General features: G+C 68.5%; 14 protein-coding genes. 8 read left to right on the top strand and 6 right to left on the bottom strand.

Annotation, left to right across the window (positions count from 1 at the left end):
• Positions 1-158: 158 nt before the first annotated feature.
• A complete protein-coding gene (locus tag AB0I34_RS08295) occupies positions 159-455 on the bottom strand; it encodes a LuxR C-terminal-related transcriptional regulator (protein ID WP_360441487.1) in 297 nt (98 codons plus the stop codon).
• 151 nt (positions 456-606) lie between these two features.
• Positions 607-975: a (deoxy)nucleoside triphosphate pyrophosphohydrolase gene (locus AB0I34_RS08300; RefSeq protein ID WP_360441490.1), complete on the bottom strand. Its 369-nt coding sequence runs from the start codon at positions 973-975 to the stop codon at positions 607-609.
• A 60-nt stretch (positions 976-1,035) separates the two neighbouring features.
• On the opposite strand from AB0I34_RS08300, the gene AB0I34_RS08305 reads away from it, so the two are divergent.
• The 5 genes from AB0I34_RS08305 (at position 1,036) to AB0I34_RS08325 (ending at position 5,514) form a co-directional block, all read left to right on the top strand.
• Positions 1,036-1,662 carry a hypothetical protein gene (locus AB0I34_RS08305; protein ID WP_360441493.1) on the top strand — a complete coding sequence of 209 codons (627 nt, stop codon included), beginning with the start codon at positions 1,036-1,038 and terminating at the stop codon, positions 1,660-1,662.
• A gap of 107 nt (positions 1,663-1,769) precedes the next feature.
• Positions 1,770-2,063, top strand: coding sequence for a hypothetical protein (locus AB0I34_RS08310; protein ID WP_131359262.1), 294 nt, complete (start codon positions 1,770-1,772; stop codon positions 2,061-2,063).
• Entirely contained in the window at positions 2,063-2,866 is an 804-nt protein-coding gene (locus tag AB0I34_RS08315; protein WP_360441498.1) for a hypothetical protein, read from the top strand. The genes AB0I34_RS08310 and AB0I34_RS08315 overlap by 1 nt, the downstream gene beginning before the upstream one ends.
• Positions 2,867-2,887: 21 nt before the next feature.
• Positions 2,888-4,765, top strand: a complete 1,878-nt coding sequence (locus tag AB0I34_RS08320) for a fumarate reductase/succinate dehydrogenase flavoprotein subunit (protein ID WP_360441501.1) — start codon at positions 2,888-2,890, stop codon at positions 4,763-4,765.
• Positions 4,762-5,514, top strand: coding sequence for a succinate dehydrogenase/fumarate reductase iron-sulfur subunit (locus AB0I34_RS08325; RefSeq protein WP_131359268.1), 753 nt, complete (start codon positions 4,762-4,764; stop codon positions 5,512-5,514). The genes AB0I34_RS08320 and AB0I34_RS08325 overlap by 4 nt, the downstream gene beginning before the upstream one ends.
• Before the next feature lie 51 nt (positions 5,515-5,565).
• Here AB0I34_RS08325 and AB0I34_RS08330 read toward each other — a convergent pair whose 3' ends face one another.
• Genes AB0I34_RS08330 through AB0I34_RS08345 form a run of 4 tightly spaced genes read right to left on the bottom strand, consistent with a single transcriptional unit; the run spans position 5,566 to position 11,126 of the window.
• Entirely contained in the window at positions 5,566-8,253 is a 2,688-nt protein-coding gene (locus tag AB0I34_RS08330) for a DUF4038 domain-containing protein (RefSeq protein ID WP_360441504.1), read from the bottom strand.
• A gap of 1 nt (position 8,254) precedes the next feature.
• Entirely contained in the window at positions 8,255-9,019 is a 765-nt protein-coding gene (locus AB0I34_RS08335) for an ATP-binding cassette domain-containing protein (RefSeq protein WP_360441507.1), read from the bottom strand.
• The gene (locus AB0I34_RS08340; protein ID WP_360441510.1) at positions 9,016-10,038 is read right to left on the bottom strand and encodes an ABC transporter permease; all 1,023 of its coding nucleotides are present in this window, start codon (positions 10,036-10,038) and stop codon (positions 9,016-9,018) included. Before AB0I34_RS08340 ends, AB0I34_RS08335 begins: the two co-directional genes overlap by 4 nt.
• Positions 10,035-11,126 (bottom strand): sugar ABC transporter substrate-binding protein, encoded by a 1,092-nt coding sequence (locus tag AB0I34_RS08345; protein WP_360441513.1) that lies wholly within the window; start codon positions 11,124-11,126, stop codon positions 10,035-10,037. The genes AB0I34_RS08340 and AB0I34_RS08345 overlap by 4 nt, the downstream gene beginning before the upstream one ends.
• Before the next feature lie 184 nt (positions 11,127-11,310).
• On the opposite strand from AB0I34_RS08345, the gene AB0I34_RS08350 reads away from it, so the two are divergent.
• Genes AB0I34_RS08350 through AB0I34_RS08360 form a run of 3 tightly spaced genes read left to right on the top strand, consistent with a single transcriptional unit; the run spans position 11,311 to position 15,528 of the window.
• Complete coding sequence (locus tag AB0I34_RS08350) at positions 11,311-12,447, top strand: glycoside hydrolase family 99-like domain-containing protein (RefSeq protein WP_360441516.1); 1,137 nt, start codon at positions 11,311-11,313, stop codon at positions 12,445-12,447.
• 51 nt (positions 12,448-12,498) lie between these two features.
• Entirely contained in the window at positions 12,499-13,494 is a 996-nt protein-coding gene (locus tag AB0I34_RS08355; protein WP_360441519.1) for a LacI family DNA-binding transcriptional regulator, read from the top strand.
• A gap of 51 nt (positions 13,495-13,545) precedes the next feature.
• Positions 13,546-15,528: an AarF/UbiB family protein gene (locus AB0I34_RS08360; protein ID WP_360441522.1), complete on the top strand. Its 1,983-nt coding sequence runs from the start codon at positions 13,546-13,548 to the stop codon at positions 15,526-15,528.
• Positions 15,529-15,562: the final 34 nt, after the last annotated feature.

The following is a 15,562-nucleotide window of genomic DNA, read 5'->3' on the forward strand; positions in this document are numbered from 1 at the left end:
AACGACAACGGCTCAGGTGCGGCGGCGATCCTGGAGACCGCGCTGCAACTCGCGAGACGACGGGTCCGGCGCTGCACACAGGGGGGTCAGCGGCTGAATGGGTGGTCAGCCGGGTCCGCAGCGCCGGTCTTCCCCGGACCCGAAGCCCGGGGAAGGGATCAGCCGAACCGGCGGACGAGCAGACAGCCGGCCTGGAAGCGGGACCTGGCACCGAGACCGGCGATCAGCGCGCTGATCTCGGACCGGACGGTCCGCAGCGACAGGCCGAGTTCCCGGGCGATCGCCGCGTCCTTGGCACCGGTGGACATCATCCGGCCGATCGCCACCTGGCGACTGGTCAGCTCCTTCGCCGCCGCGGGGGTACGACGCCGCGATCCCAGCTCGTACACCTCGCAGACCAGCTCCGGCGCGACGTCCTCCCGCCGTACCGCGGGAACGGCCTGGTACACCGACATGCCTGTACTCCTCCCCGGTAAGTAACGGTCACGATTCTCCGGCTGGTCCAGACCGCTCACCAGGTACAACCCATACAGTTGACCCATACAAACCGCGACTGTCGCGTCCGCCGGGCCCGAGCGGGCCGGGTGAGGGTGTGATGTCTGCCACTCAGAGCAGTTCGCGGAGCCGCCGGACGAACGGCCGGTCCGGGATCAGCCAGTCCGCCTCGTCCAGTTCGGCCGGGGCGAACCACCGGAGCTCGGCGTGCTCCCGCAGTACCGGGTCGCCGGCAACGATCGACGCCCGGTAGACGCGGAGGCGGTAGCGCTCGGAGATGTCCACCGCCGGCCCGAGTGACTCGCCGACCTTGATCTCCAGGTCGAGCTCCTCACGGATCTCCCGGACCGCCGCCTGCTCCTCGGTCTCCCCCGGCTCGACCTTGCCACCCGGGAACTCCCACCCACCGTCGGGATCGGGCCGGTACGCCGCCAGCACCCGGCCGTCCCTGACGACGGCGACTCCTACCACGATCTGCACGGGGCGACTCTGCCAGATATACAAGGAGAACTGTCCCCGGCCTCGGGCAGGATGATCTGCATGCCGTTGCAGAACAGGGTTTTGCCGACGCAGGAGATCGTGGCCGACGCCGGCCGCGGCCTGCTGATGGGCAATCGCGGCTCGCTGCACAGCCCCGACCGCCGCCTCGGGACGACGCGCTGGCGCTCCAAGGCCTGGATCTGCTGCGTCCTTGACTGGAAGGGGGTTCAGCGCGATCCGATGCCGCCGGGGCGCTGGACCGCACTGTTCTTCTTCGACGAGGCGGTCGCGCTCGCGGCCGGCCATCGGCCCTGTCATTACTGCCGCCGCAGGGACTTCCTGCTGTACGCCGGCGCCTGGGCGACCGGCCGCGGTCTCGACGAGCGCCCGCGCGCCGCGGCGATGGACGCCCAACTGCATCTCGAACGTGTCGAACCACGCACCCGGCGACAACGCACCACCGTCCAGAACCTCGGCGAACTCCCTGACGGCGCAATGATCCGGTACGACGGCCGCCCGGCGCTCGTGCTCGGCCACCAGGTGCTGCCCTGGTCCTGGGACGGGTACGGCGAGGCCCGCCGGCCGCCCGGACTGCGTGAGGTGGAGGTGCTCACCCCACCGGCGAATCTCGTTGTACTGAAGGCCGGATTCGCTCCATTACTCCACCCGACTGCGGTCGGCAACTGAGGTAACCCTAACTGGAAACACGCCGTACCGAGGGGTCTTCCGTTGGGCGCTCCGCAGAGGCAAAGTGTGCCCATACTGACAGCCACAAGACAACTACTGGAGTCGGCATGGGTGAAGGCAACAGCGGCGTTGCCGCAGTCGTCCGCGCGCTCGAGGCACTACACACGTCCGTCGGCAAACTCAGTCAGGAGTACGGTGACACTCTCGGCATCCGCCGGTTGGTGTCGGATGTGGCCCGGCTGAACGACGACTTGGCTGAGCTCGGCCCTCCCGACCCCCGTCACAGACCCGGACCCGTTCCGGAGGAACTCGAGGAGATTCCCGACGTGGAGTATGACGCGTCCATGTGGACAGACGCGGAGCACGAAGGCTTCGGCGCGCCTGACAGGCACGCTCCCTGATGGCGGCGACGGGAGTCGACGCCCCCGGTCGCGCACAGATCGGGCTCAAGACCGCACGAACAGACCGGTGGTGGCTGGCACCGCTGCGGATCGGTGTGATCCTTCTCTTCTTCATCGTCTATGCGACGATCCGGATCTTCATGGGCAAGTGGTACTGGGTCGACGATTTCCACTACCTCACCCCGCTGTACTCGCCCTGCCTGAGCAGCTCGTGTGTCGAAGGATCCAGCCACCTCGGCACCTGGTTCGGCGGATTCCCGCGCTGGCTGCCGTTGAGCCTCATCACCTTCGTGGTGCTGGCCGGCTTCCGCGGCACCTGTTACTACTACCGCAAGGCGGGCTACCGGTCGCTGTTCTTCGCGCCGGCCGCCTGCGCGGTCCCGGAGCCGCACAAGAGCTACACCGGTGAGACCAAGTTCCCGCTGGTCGCGCTGAACCTGCACCGCTACTTCTTCTACGGCGCCCTGGTCTTCGGTCTGCTGAACGTCTACGACGGCATCCAGGCCTTCCACGGCAAGGACGGTGGATTCGGCATCGGCCTTGGCACGCTGATCATCTGGGTCAACCTGGTGATGCTGTGGCTGTACACGCTGTCCTGCCACGCCTGCCGGCACATCGTCGGCGGTCGGCTGAAGAACTTCTCCAAGCATCCGCTGCGCTACCGATACTGGACCTTCGTGTCCAAGCTGAACCCGAAGCACGGCACGTTCGCGATGGCGTCGCTGTTCACCGTGATCCTCACCGACGCCTACATCATGGGGCTGTCGGCCGACTGGTTCTCCGATCTGCGCTTCATCAACTGACCCACGGGATCTGAAGACTTCATGACTGAGCTGGAACGACACACTTACGACGTCGTCGTGATCGGGGCCGGCGGCGCCGGCCTGCGCGCGGCGATCGAGGCCCGCGAGCAGGGCAAGCGCACCGCGATCGTGTGCAAGTCGCTGTTCGGCAAGGCGCACACCGTGATGGCCGAGGGCGGCTGCGCGGCGGCGATGGGCAACGCGAACTCCAACGACAACTGGCAGGTCCACTACCGCGACACGATGCGCGGCGGCAAGTTCCTGAACAACTGGCGGATGGCCGAACTGCACGCGCAGGAAGCCCCCGACCGGGTCTGGGAACTGGAGACGTACGGCGCGCTGTTCGACCGCACGCCGGACGGCCGGATCAGCCAGCGCAACTTCGGCGGCCACACCTACCCGCGGCTCGCGCACGTCGGCGACCGCACCGGTCTGGAGCTGATCCGCACCCTGCAGCAGAAGATCGTCTCGCTGCAGCAGGAGGACTTCGAGGCCACCGGCGACTACGAGGCCAACCTCAAGGTGTACGCCGAGTGCACCGTCACCGAGTTGCTGAAGGACGGGGACGCGATCTCCGGTGCCTTCGGCTACTGGCGCGAGTCCGGCCGGTTCATCCTGTTCGACGCGCCCGCGGTGGTGCTGGCGACCGGCGGTGTCGGCAAGTCCTTCAAGGTCACCTCGAACTCCTGGGAGTACACCGGTGACGGGCACGCGCTGGCGATGCGGGCCGGCGCGACGCTGATCAACATGGAGTTCATCCAGTTCCACCCGACCGGCATGGTCTGGCCGCCGTCGGTGAAGGGGATCCTGGTCACCGAGTCGGTGCGCGGTGACGGCGGCGTACTGAAGAACTCCGAGGGCAAGCGGTTCATGTTCGAGTACGTGCCCGACGTGTTCCGGGCGCAGTACGCGGAGACCGAGGACGAGGCGGACCGCTGGTACAAGGACCCGGACAACAACCGGCGTCCACCGGAGCTGCTGCCTCGCGACGAGGTCGCCCGGGCGATCAACTCCGAGGTCAAGGCCGGCCGCGGGACGCCGCACGGCGGTGTCTTCCTGGACGTGTCGTCGCGGCTCCCGGCCGAGGAGATCACTCGCCGGCTGCCGTCGATGCACCATCAGTTCAAGGAGCTGGCCGACGTCGACATCACCGCCGAGCCGATGGAGGTCGGCCCGACCTGTCACTACGTGATGGGTGGCGTCGAGGTCGACCCGGACACCGCGTCCTCGAAGGTCCCCGGTCTGTTCGCGGCCGGTGAGGTTGCCGGTGGCATGCACGGGTCGAACCGGCTGGGCGGCAACTCGCTGTCCGACCTGCTCGTCTTCGGGCGGCGCGCGGGCATGGGTGCGGCGGTGTACGTCGACTCGCTGCAGGAGCGGCCGAAGATCGACGAGGCGGACATCGACGCCGCGGCGATCGAGGCGCTGGCACCGTTCGAGCTCGAGGGCGGCGAGAACCCGTACTCGATCCACCAGGAACTGCAGCAGTCGATGAACGACCTGGTCGGCATCATCCGCAAGGAAGAAGAGATGGAGCAGGCGCTCGGCCGGCTGGCCGAGTTCCGCGGCCGGATCGCGAAGATGACGGTGGAGGGCCACCGCCAGTTCAACCCCGGCTGGCACCTGGCGCTCGACCTGCGCAACATGCTGACCGTGTCCGAGTGCGTGGCCAAGGCCGCGTTGCGGCGGCAGGAGTCCCGCGGCGGTCACACCCGCGACGACTACCCGGGCATGAACGCCGAGTGGCGCAAGAAGCTGCTGGTCTGCGCACTCGATGCCGACGGCGGCGTGAACGTGACCGAGGAGCAGCAGATCCCGATGCGCGAGGACCTGCTCGAACTGTTCGAGCTCGACGAGCTGACGAAGTACCTGACGGATGAGGAGCTGCCGGCCAAATGAGTTACAAGGGCAAATTCCGCGTCTGGCGGGGTGACTCCGACGGCGGCGAGCTGAAGGACTACGAGGTCGAGGTGAACGAGGGCGAGGTCGTCCTCGACGTCATCCACCGGCTGCAGGCGACCCAGACGCCGGACATGGCGGTGCGGTGGAACTGCAAGGCCGGCAAGTGCGGCTCCTGCAGCGCCGAGATCAACGGCATGCCGAAGCTGATGTGCATGTGCCGGATGAACACGTTCGCCGAGGACGAGGTCGTCACGGTGACGCCGATGCGCACCTTCCCGGTGATCCGCGACCTCGTCACCGACGTGTCGTTCAACTACCAGAAGGCCCGCGAGATCCCGGCCTTCAAGCCGCCGGCGGACGTGAAGCCGGGCGACTACCGGATGCAGCAGGTCGATGTGGAGCGCTCGCAGGAGTTCCGCAAGTGCATCGAGTGCTTCCTGTGCCAGGACACCTGTCACGTGATCCGCGACCACGAGGAGAACAAGGAGAGTTTCTCCGGGCCGCGGTTCCTGATGCGGATCGCCGAGCTGGACATGCACCCGCTCGACGCCGCCGACCGGCAGCACGCGGCCCAGGAGCAGCACGGCCTGGGCTTCTGCAACATCACCAAGTGCTGCACGGAGGTGTGCCCCGAGCACATCAAGATCACCGACAACGCGCTGATCCCGATGAAGGAGCGCGTCGCCGACCGCAAGTACGACCCGATCGTCTGGCTCGGCAACAAGATCCGCCGCCGCCCCGCCTGATCGACCCTGGGAAGCCCCTGGAACCGTGCAGGTTCCAGGGGCTTCCGCGTGTCACTGCCGATAGACCGACAACTGGTAGACGATCGGCGCGTTCCCGGTGCCGCTGAGGTACAGGATGCGTGCCTCGCTACCGGTGACATCGGGGAACGTCACGGTCGTCGTCTCCCCCTGCTGCCCGAACCCTCCGGTGCCCGAGTACGCCGTCTGCCACGCCGTACCGTCCCAGTACTCGATCCGGTACGCCGTGGTGCGGTTGCCGTACTCCGACACGGCGACCGCGTTGAACGTCGTACTCCGTCCGAAGTCGACCGCCAGCCACTGCCCGGCCCAGCATCCGTCGCAGGCCTGCCAGTTCGTGCCTGGGTCGTTGTCGAAGGCCTTGGCCGCGACCTGGCCGGCGTCCCAGCTGGAGCTCGCCGAGTAGCTCCCGCCCGCAGTGAGATCCGGTGCATCGGTCAACGGGTGCCGGTACAGCCCCAGCTCGGTGACAGTCACCGCGGACGAGGCCACGAACCGGACCTTCGTCGTGGAGATTCGCTGGAATGTCAGCACGGTGCCTACACCAGCGCCTCCGATCTGCCCGGAACCCGACGCCGCCGTCTGCCAGGTCTGCCCGTCCCAGTAGTCGACCCGGTAGGACGCCTGTCCCGACCCAGTGACGATCACCGTGTCCAAGGCCGTCTCGCCCCGGAACGTCGCCTCGAATGAACTACCCTCCGAGCTGGTGCTTCGGTTGCGGTCAGCAGCATTTGCCGGGAGCGTGGCCGCCGGGGTCAGGTCCGGCAGCTGCTGGCGGTAGGTGGCCGTCATCGGCGTACTCGTCTGACCTGAGCGGGTGGTGATGGCTCGCAGCTGCACATCCATCGGGTCGGCGATCCGCACCGGCTCGCTGTAGACGGGACTTGACGGCGTGGGCGTCGTACCGTCCGTCGTGAAGTGGATGGTGGCATTCTCGGTCGACGTTGACAGCAGCACCGGCTGCACGCCTTGGTAGGCGCCGCCGGTCGGGTCGGCAACGGGCTGCCGGGGTGCGCTGCCGATCGGGGCACCGCGGTTGACGGTCAGGACCCAGTCTTCCGCGGTCGGTCTCGCCGGGACGCTCCAACTGCCGCCGGCAGCTTCCACCTTGGCGCTGATGGGTGTCCGTTGCCCGGTGCGTGGGTTGAACCACTCCGCCGTGTAGTAGTGGTCCGGATCGAGCCTCCGGATCGTGCCGGTCGTCGTACCGGTGCTGGTGAAAAGGGCGACGTAGGACTTGTTCGCGTCGGAGGCCAGCACATTGTCGCCGCCGGAGCCGAAGTCGGACCACGTCGCGTCACCGAAGTGCGGCGCGAGCTTCCACCAGTCCAGGCCACGGAAGAACTGCACGCCGTGCGTGAGCTGGTCACCGGTCTGACGATTCGCCCCCGTGTACCACCACTGGTAGCGCGCGGGCATCTCGTAGTCGGTGCCCGCGTCGATCGGCTCGCCCGGGGCGGAGTACACATCGTTCCAGACGCCGGCGACACCGTACCCGTAGCCCCGAAGTCCCAGCAGGTAAGCCTTGTACAGCGCACTCAGCGCATGCCTGCTGTCGGTCCAGAAGTCCTCGTACGGCGTCTCGTAGGCGAGGCTCGGTTTGCCGGACGCCCAGTACTCGGCGACCTTCCCGAGGTTCCAGCCGTCGCTGTACTGCAACTGCGCGGCAAAGCCGTCATGCCAAGGTTCGGTCGCGAAGTGGGAGTTCGTGACGCTGGTCTGGTCGGTGTTCTCCTGGTGCGGCATCAGCGGCTGGTCGTACGCGTCCGCGGCGTCGAGGGCCTTGATCGCGGCCGCCCACGGCGCCATCGCGTCACCGGCGTACACGCCGTAGAAGTCGTTGTCGATCTCTTGCGCCACGGTCCAGATCACCGGGTACGCGCCGTACCGCGCGTCCCAGTAGCGCGCGACCGCGGCCATGTAGTCCGGAGTCATCACGCCAGGGTTGTCGTGCGGCTGGGCGGCCCAGGCGACCATCGCGTTCGCATGCACGAGCCCGGCGTCGGCGATGTAGGCGAACTTCTTGTCCATCTCCGCGAATCCCGCCAGGTCGTCACTGGTCAGACCGTTGGTGAGATCGGCGGCGGGTTGTTCGTCCGGCCTGGTATGGCTTCCGCCGTGCGGCTGCCAGATCGGCTCGGACTGGAAGACGGTGAAACCCTGCCCGACGCGCTTGTCCACGACGTACTTGAACTGTGAGTCGACGCCCGGCGCGTTGGAGGTGTCGAAGCGCTCATGCGGCAGGATCCAGTGCGTGTCGCCGAGGTAGAAGAACGGCGTACCGTCGGCGTGCTGCAGGTAGTGCCCGTCCGTACTCGGCTTCAGGAAGCCGTGCTGGTAGATCTCGAGATTCCCCTGGTAGGGAACGGCTTGGACGGAGGCAACGACTCCGTTGAGTCCGGCATCGGTCGACGAGGTGCGCATCGTCCACACCCCGACGGCAGGTGGCGCGAAGCGGACCTTCCAGGACGAGCCGCCGTCCCAGAACGCCGGCCGCGTGATCACCTGCCCACGCGGTCCACGGAACGTCGCGGTCACCTGCACGTCGGCGAACGGATCGGGGTACGTCGCCTCGGCCGTCAGCCCGATCTCGACCGAGCGCCAGGTCTCGACCGTGTACACCGCCGGACTTGGACCGGCGGCGGCGTCGGGGACGAGAGCAACGGCGCCCAAAGAGAGACTCACGAGCACAGCCAACACCCTGAGGAGGTTCGTGCGCATGTCAGATCCCTTCCAGAGCAGCGGTTTCGTCGGTGTCGCCGTACACGATCAGCTTGACGATCTCCTCGACCGTGCTGTCCGCCCGGCGGCGGATGCCGGCGACCCGGCCGAGGTGCATGACCAGAATCCGGTCAGCGGTCTGCCACACCTGCTGGAGGTTGTGACTGATCAGGATGACCGCCTTGCCCGCGTCGCGCAGGTCGCGGACGAGCCGCAGGACCCGCTCGGACTCCTGGACACCGAGCGCGGCAGTCGGCTCGTCCATGATCACGATGCCGGCGCCACCGGTCAGGACGCGGGCGATCGCGACGGCCTGCCGCTGCCCGCCGGACAGCAGGTAGACCGGCACCCGGACGGACGGGAGCTGAATCGTCAGCCCGGCGAGGATCCGCTCCGCCTCCCGGTAGATCCGCCGCCGGTCGACGAACGGCCCGCGGCGGAACTCCCTGCCCAGGAACAGGTTCTGGGCCACGTCCCGGGTGTCGACCAGGGCGAGATCCTGGTAGACGGTCGCGATTCCGGCCGCTGCCGCATCCGCAGGCTTGCCGAACGCCACCGGCTGGTCGCGAACCTGCAGCTGTCCCTCGGTCAGGTCGTAGACGCCGGAGAGGATCTTGATCAACGTGCTCTTGCCGGCGCCGTTGTCGCCCACCACCGCGAGCACTTCCCCGGCGTGCAGGTCGAACGACACGTCCTGCAGTGCCCGGACATGGCCGAACAGCTTGCCGACACCGTCGGCGGTCAACACTGGTGCGGTCGAGGTCATCGGGCCCTCCGCCGTTCGCCGATCGCACCCAGGACGACAGCGAGTACGAAGACCGCTCCCCTGGCGAGCTGCTGGTAGTACGAGCTGACCGACAGCAACGTCAGCCCGTTGTTGAGTACGCCGATCACCAGGACGCCGGCGAGAGTGCGCTGGATCCGGCCGGATCCACCGGCCAGCCCGATGCCACCGAGCAGGACTGCCGTGAGTACGTCGAACTCCGCGCCGTTCGCGTAGTTCGGACCACCACTGCTCGACGTCCCGGTGGTGATGATGCCGCCGACGGCCGCGAGTACGCCGGTGGTGACGAACACCCCGGCGTACAACCACTTGGTCCGGATGCCGGCGCGCAGCGCGGCGCTCGGGTTGCCTCCGACACCGTAGATGTGCCAGCCCACCGGCGTGAACGTCAGCATCACCCAGCTGACCACGAACACCGCCACCAGGATCCACACCGTCGTGGGCACACCGAGCGGTCGCAACTGCAGGGCGTCGGGCAGGGCCAGGTCGGTCAGTGGCTTGGTCTGACCGCCGGTGCTGATCAGGGCGACTCCGCGCAGCACAATCCCCATCGCCAGTGTCGCAATGATCGAGTTGATGCCGACGCCGACGACGAGCACGCTGTTCGCCAGCCCGATCCCCACTCCGACGGCCAGCCCGAGCAGGACGGCTGCCGGCGTACTCCAGCCCAGGCTCTCGATCGCCAGTGACACGATGACGCTGGTCAGCGCGATGTTCGCACCGACAGTGAGGTCGAGCTGCCCGGCAATCAGGGCGATCGTCATCCCCGCCGCCAGCACCCCGGTGACCGCCACCGCGGCGCCCACGTTGAGCAGGTTGCGCTGGGTCAGGAAGTACGGCGAGGCCTGCGAGAAGTAGACGACGAGGACGATCAGCGCGACGTAGATGCCGAGGTCGAGGAACCGGTCGGAGAGCCGGCGCCGACCGGCCCGGCCGGGCTCGGGTGCGGGCGCCGGCCGGAGCAGGCGGCGCGGATCCAAGACCCCCAGGACGTCGGTCATCGCTTGCTGTCTTCGGGGTAGAACTGGTCGACGGTCGCGGCGGTCAGCACGCGGTCGACCCTGAACTCCCCGAACGGCTTGCCCATCGCGGTCGCGATCGCGGCCTCGACCCAGTTCCAGCCCTCGGCGTACGGCTGGTAGTCGATCGCGGCGACCAGGATGCCCGCGTTGCTGCGATCGCGCAGCGCCAGCCGGGCCGCACTGTCGCCACCGTTGCTGACGGCAAGGATGTCGCCGTCGCGGTTGGCCGCCTTGGCCGCGTTGACCGCGCCGATCACCGGCTCGTCGCCGTACGAGACGACCAGGACGGCGTCGTTCGGGTGCGCGGTGAGGAAGTCGTTGAAGGTCGACCCGGCCGAAGTCGTCGGGTCCTGGCCCTGTGGGGTGAGCATCTTGGTGTTCGCGGCCGGGATGCCCAACGCGGACTCGGCGCGCGCGAACGCGGCCTTCACCCGGGCGTCGCACGGTCCGCAGTTCGCCGACGTGAGCCCGGCGACCAGGACCTTCTTCCCCTTCCAGGCGCCGGCCATCTTGGCCTTCGCGGCCGCCGTCATCGTGTCGACGGCCAGCGTGCCGACCTGCTGGTCGTCGACGCCGAAGTGCGGCAGGTCCTTGAACGACCCGTCGATCAGGACCAGCTTCACCTTGTCCTGGCGAGCCTGGTTGTAGGTGGCGTCGTTCATCGGCTGCGAGCCGACGACGTCCGGCATCTTCACGGCCAACTGCTTGTACTGGTCGAGCTGGGTGTCGTACTTGAAGTTCAGATCGGCCTGGTCGAGCTCGACCCCGTAGTACTTGGCCGCGGCCTTCATCCCGTCCGACCAGGTGGCGAAGTACGGGTAGCTGAGGCCGGGGTTGAGGAAGGCGAGCCGGTACTTCTTCGGCAGCGTCTTCGGCACGGCGAACAGCGGCTGGACCTTGTAGGTCCCGGTGGCTGCCGCGATCTCCGCCGCGGTGTGGGTCGCCGTGGACGCCGTCGTACCGGCCGCGTCCGAGGACCCGTCCGGCTGGTCGCCCGCCGAGCAGGCGGTCGCGGCGAGGGTCGCGGCGAGGGCGCCGAGGGCCAGCAGGGAACGTCGCGGGCGCATGGGCTCTCCTTGGATCTGGAGGATGACTGTTGAAATGTTTCAACACCGGAGCGTAAGGACGGGTCCGATGGTCGTCAAGGCCTCGCCACCAGGGCTGTCCGATCCCGGACACCGATTCTGGACAGCCTTCGGAGCATCGATCTAGGCTCGACGTTGAAATATTTCAAGCACAGGAGCGTGATCGATGGAACGGCCGAAGGTCCTCGCCTACTACTTCCCCGGGTGGCACCACGACCGCCGCAATGCCCGCTGGTTCGGCGCGGACTGGGACGAGTGGGAGCTGCTCCGCGCCGCGACACCGCGGTTCGAGGGCCACCGCCAGCCGCGGATCCCGCTCCAGGGGTACGCCGACGAGGCCACGCCCGCAGCGGCCGAGGCACAGATCGGCCTCGCCAAGCAGTACGGCGTCGACGGCTTCCTGGTCGACTACTACTGGTACGACGACGGGCCTTACCTGCAGGCGGCGCTGGACGAGGGGCTGCTGTCCGCGGCGAACAGCGACGACGTGCAGTTCGCACTGATGTGGGCGAACCACGAACTGCTCGACATCTTCCCGCACGGCGATCCCGCGCAGGGCACGCCGCGCAAGCTCAAGCAGGGCGCGATCGACCGGGCGGCATTCGAGAAGTTCGGCCGGCACGTCATCGACAACTACTTCTCGCGGCCGAACTACCTGACCGTCGCGGGCAAGCCGTGGTTCTCGATCTACGAGCTCGGCAATCTGATCTGCGGCCTCGGCGGGGTGGAAGCGGCCGTCGACGCGTTGCGGTGGTTCGACCACGAGGCCAGGCGTGCCGGTCATCCGGGGGTGCACTTCGACGCCGTCGTCTGGGGGATCGCCGTCCTGCCGGAGGCCATCACCGTGGACGACCCGCAGCGGCTGGTCCGCGAGCTGGGCTTCGCCTCCGCGACGTCGTACGTCTGGGTGCATCACGCCGACGCACGCGACTTCGACTTCCCGGTGGCAGACATCGGACCGATGCGGGAGGCCGCCTTCGCGGAGTACGAGAAGTTCGCCGCGGAACTCGACGTACCGTTCTACCCGAACGTGACCGTCGGGTGGGACGCGTCGCCACGCACCGATCAGGCGGCGCCCTTCGATCGCGGCGGATATCCGTGGACGCCGGTGTGGGACTCGACTCCCGAGGACTTCCGGGAAGGGCTGCTGGCGGCGAAGGACTTCCTGGAGCGGCACCGGCCGCCGGCACCGATCGTCACCATCAACGCCTGGAACGAGTGGACCGAAGGGTCGGCACTGCTGCCCGACACCCACCACCGCTATGCGTTCCTCGAGATGATCCGGGACGTGTTCGGGCACTAGGATGGGCTGTTTCCGGGCCGGCCGACGTTCGGGGTGGTAGTGGCGAGAAGCGTGACGATCAAGGACGTGGCGGCGCTCGCCGGCGTCTCGCTCGGAACGGTGTCGAACTATCTCAACGGCACCAGGACGGTCTCCCCGGACACCAGGACCCGGATCGAGCGGGCGATCGAGGTGACCCGGTACGTCCCGAACCGCGCGGTCCGTACCCTGCGCGGCAACCGCACGCACACGGTCGGCCTGCTGGTCCCGGACGCGGGCAACCCGTTCTTCACCGAGATCGCGCGCGGCGTCGAGGACGCGGCCCGCGGCCGCGGCGACGTACTCGTCTACTGCGACACCGCCGGCGACCCGGAGCGGCAGTCGCTGTACATCCGCCGGCTGGCGGAGATGCGGGTCGGCGGCCTGGTCATCTCCGCCACCGCCTCGATGCCGCCGGACCTCGGCGACCTCGAGGCGGTCGGGACACCGATCGTGGTGGTCGGCGGTGAGGAGATGGCGCTGAGTACGTCGCGGGTCACCTTCGACCACCACCTCGGCGGCAAGCTCGCGATGCGGCACGTGCTGGACCTCGGGCACCGGCAGGTCCTGTACGCCGGTGGGCCGGGTGGTGAGCTCGTCGTGCAGGCGCGCTACCAAGGCGCGCTCGCCGCCCTCGACGAACGCGGCGAGGACCACGCCCTGCTGCACCGCGTCGACGCGACCGGCCGGAGCGTCCGCGAGCGCAGCGAGCTGGCCGACGAGATCATGGCGATGCGGCCGCGGCCGACGGCCGTCCTGTGCGGCAACGACCTGATCGCGATCGCGATCGTCAACACACTGATCCGCCGCGGCTGGTCGGTCCCCGGCGACATCGCGATCGTCGGGTACGACGACATCAGCGACGCGCAACTGGCCGTCGTACCGCTGACGACCGTACGGCAACCGGCGTACGAGATCGGGACGTCGGCCGCCAAGCTCCTGTTCGAGCGCGCCGACGACCCGGCGAGCCCGCACCGCGAGATCAGCTTCGCACCGGAGCTGATGGTCAGGGACTCGTCCAGGGGCTAGTCCCTCGTGTGGGTGAGTTCCGCCGAGCCCTGAACACCTAGGGTTCCGCACATGGATGTCGTGGTCGCGGGGTTGTTCAGCCTCGCCATCTTCATGGTCATCTTCGTGCCGGTCGCGCAGCGCCTGCTCGGGGTGCGCTTCGGCCTGATCCGGATGGCGCTGGGCGCCGCGCTCACACTGACGGTGTTCAGTCCGATCGCCAACGCCCTGGTCGGTGCGACGCCGTTCGAGGGCTCGAACGGCGTCGCCCTGGCGTTCCTGGCCCTGACCGCGGTGTGTTCGATGCTGGCCGGGCTGGTGTTCCTGGTCCTGTCCGAGGCGCTGGTGCCGACCGGTTCGTTGCCGCGGCTGCGGGATCTGCGGCGGGATCTGACCGGCCGGATCGCCCGGACCCGGCGCTACCTGCAGATCCTCCGGATCGCGATCCGGCACGGCCTCGGGCCGTACCTGCGTGGCCGGCGCCGCCCCGGCCGGGAGAACGCCGCCGGCCAGGCCGAGCTGGCCCGATCGCTGCGGCTCGCCCTCGACGAGGCCGGCGTCACCTTCGTCAAGCTCGGCCAAGTGCTGTCCACCCGCAGCGACGTCATCCCGCCCTCGGTCGCCACCGAGCTGAGTCGCCTGCAGGACCAGGCCTCCCCCACGTCTTGGCCACAGATCGAGCAGGTCATCACCGAAGAGCTCGGCGCCCCACCCCACCAGGTGTACGCCGACTTCGACACCGAACCACTGGCGGCCGCCTCGGTCGCCCAGGTCCACACCGCCCGGCTGCGCACGCCCGACGGTCCGCGGGTGGTCGTGAAGGTCCAGCGCCCCGGTATCGCCTCGATTGTCGAGCGGGACCTCGACATCGTCCGCCGGCTCGCCCGGTTGCTCGAGCGGAACACCGACTGGGGCCGCTCGATGGGCGTCCGCGGCCTCGCCGACGGGTTCGCCGAGGCGATGCGCGAGGAGCTCGACTTCACCGTCGAGGCCGGCAACATGACCGCGGTCGCGGCCGGCCAATCAGTTGCCTCCACCAACGATCTGGTCGTGCCCGAGCTCTATCCGCAGCAGTCGACCCACCGGGTCCTGACCATGCAGCGGCTGGACGGCATCGGCCTGGGCGGCGCCGCGCCGGCGATCGCCGAGCGCGGTCTGGACGCGGCCCGGCTGGGCCGGGTGCTGTTCGACTGCCTGCTCGGCCAGGTCGCGATCGACGGGGTCTTCCACGCCGACCCGCACCCGGGTAACTTCCTGCTCCTGACCGACGGCCGGATCGGCATGCTCGACCTCGGCTCGGTCGGCCGGCTGGATCCGGCCACCCGCGAGGCGCTGCAGCGGTTTCTGCTCGCGATCGACCACGGTGACCCGGTCGCCGCGACTGACGCACTGCTGGAGATCGTCTACCGCCCGGACGTGATCGACGAGCGCAGCCTGGGGCGCGCCGTCGGCCAGTTCATGACCCGCCACCTCGCTGCCGGGGTATCGCTCGGGCCTGCCATGTTCAACGACCTGTTCGCGATCATCACCACGCACGAACTCGGTGTGCCGCCGGAGGTGGCCGCGGTGTTCCGGGCGCTGGCGACGATGGAGGGCACCATCTCGCGGATCTCCCCCGGCTTCGACCTGGTTGCCGCGTCCCGCCAGTTCGCCGCCGCCCATGTCACCGATCGCCTTGCGCCCGAGGCGTTGCGTCGTACGGCGACCGAGGAACTCGCCACGTTGCTGCCGATGTTGCGCCGGCTGCCGCGGCGGATCGACCGGATCGCGGCGGCAGCGGAGAGCGGGCGGCTGGGGCTCAACGTACGGCTGTTCGCCGACGACCGGGACCGGCGGCACGTCACCGGCCTGCTGCATCAGACGCTGCTCGCGATCCTCGGCGCCACCGCGGGCCTGATGGCGGTGCTGTTGCTGGGTACGCCGGGCGGACCGAAGGTGACCGCGTCGATGAGCCTGTTCCAGCTGTTCGGCTACAACCTGCTGGTGATCTCCGCGGTGCTCGTGCTGCGTGTCCTGGTGCTGGTCTTCCGGCTCCCGGACGGCCGTCGTACCTGAATCCGCTTGACCTCTAGTGCGCTTGAACCTTGAG

The sequence above is a fragment of the Kribbella sp. NPDC050281 genome (genome assembly GCF_040655855.1).
Lineage (GTDB): Bacteria > Actinomycetota > Actinomycetes > Propionibacteriales > Kribbellaceae > Kribbella.

Excerpts from the sequence above, each read along its gene's own strand:
- AB0I34_RS08335 (WP_360441507.1), bottom strand. The coding sequence starts at position 9,019 with ATGACCTCGACCGCACCAGTGTTGACCGCCGACGGTGTCGGCAAGCTG.
- AB0I34_RS08325 (WP_131359268.1), top strand. The coding sequence starts at position 4,762 with ATGAGTTACAAGGGCAAATTCCGCGTCTGGCGGGGTGACTCCGACGGC.
- AB0I34_RS08340 (WP_360441510.1), bottom strand. The coding sequence starts at position 10,038 with ATGACCGACGTCCTGGGGGTCTTGGATCCGCGCCGCCTGCTCCGGCCG.
- AB0I34_RS08345 (WP_360441513.1), bottom strand. The coding sequence starts at position 11,126 with ATGCGCCCGCGACGTTCCCTGCTGGCCCTCGGCGCCCTCGCCGCGACC.
- AB0I34_RS08330 (WP_360441504.1), bottom strand. The coding sequence starts at position 8,253 with ATGCGCACGAACCTCCTCAGGGTGTTGGCTGTGCTCGTGAGTCTCTCT.
- AB0I34_RS08320 (WP_360441501.1), top strand. The coding sequence starts at position 2,888 with ATGACTGAGCTGGAACGACACACTTACGACGTCGTCGTGATCGGGGCC.
- AB0I34_RS08305 (WP_360441493.1), top strand. The coding sequence starts at position 1,036 with ATGCCGTTGCAGAACAGGGTTTTGCCGACGCAGGAGATCGTGGCCGAC.
- AB0I34_RS08310 (WP_131359262.1), top strand. The coding sequence starts at position 1,770 with ATGGGTGAAGGCAACAGCGGCGTTGCCGCAGTCGTCCGCGCGCTCGAG.
- AB0I34_RS08360 (WP_360441522.1), top strand. The coding sequence starts at position 13,546 with ATGGATGTCGTGGTCGCGGGGTTGTTCAGCCTCGCCATCTTCATGGTC.
- AB0I34_RS08315 (WP_360441498.1), top strand. The coding sequence starts at position 2,063 with ATGGCGGCGACGGGAGTCGACGCCCCCGGTCGCGCACAGATCGGGCTC.
- AB0I34_RS08350 (WP_360441516.1), top strand. The coding sequence starts at position 11,311 with ATGGAACGGCCGAAGGTCCTCGCCTACTACTTCCCCGGGTGGCACCAC.
- AB0I34_RS08295 (WP_360441487.1), bottom strand. The coding sequence starts at position 455 with ATGTCGGTGTACCAGGCCGTTCCCGCGGTACGGCGGGAGGACGTCGCG.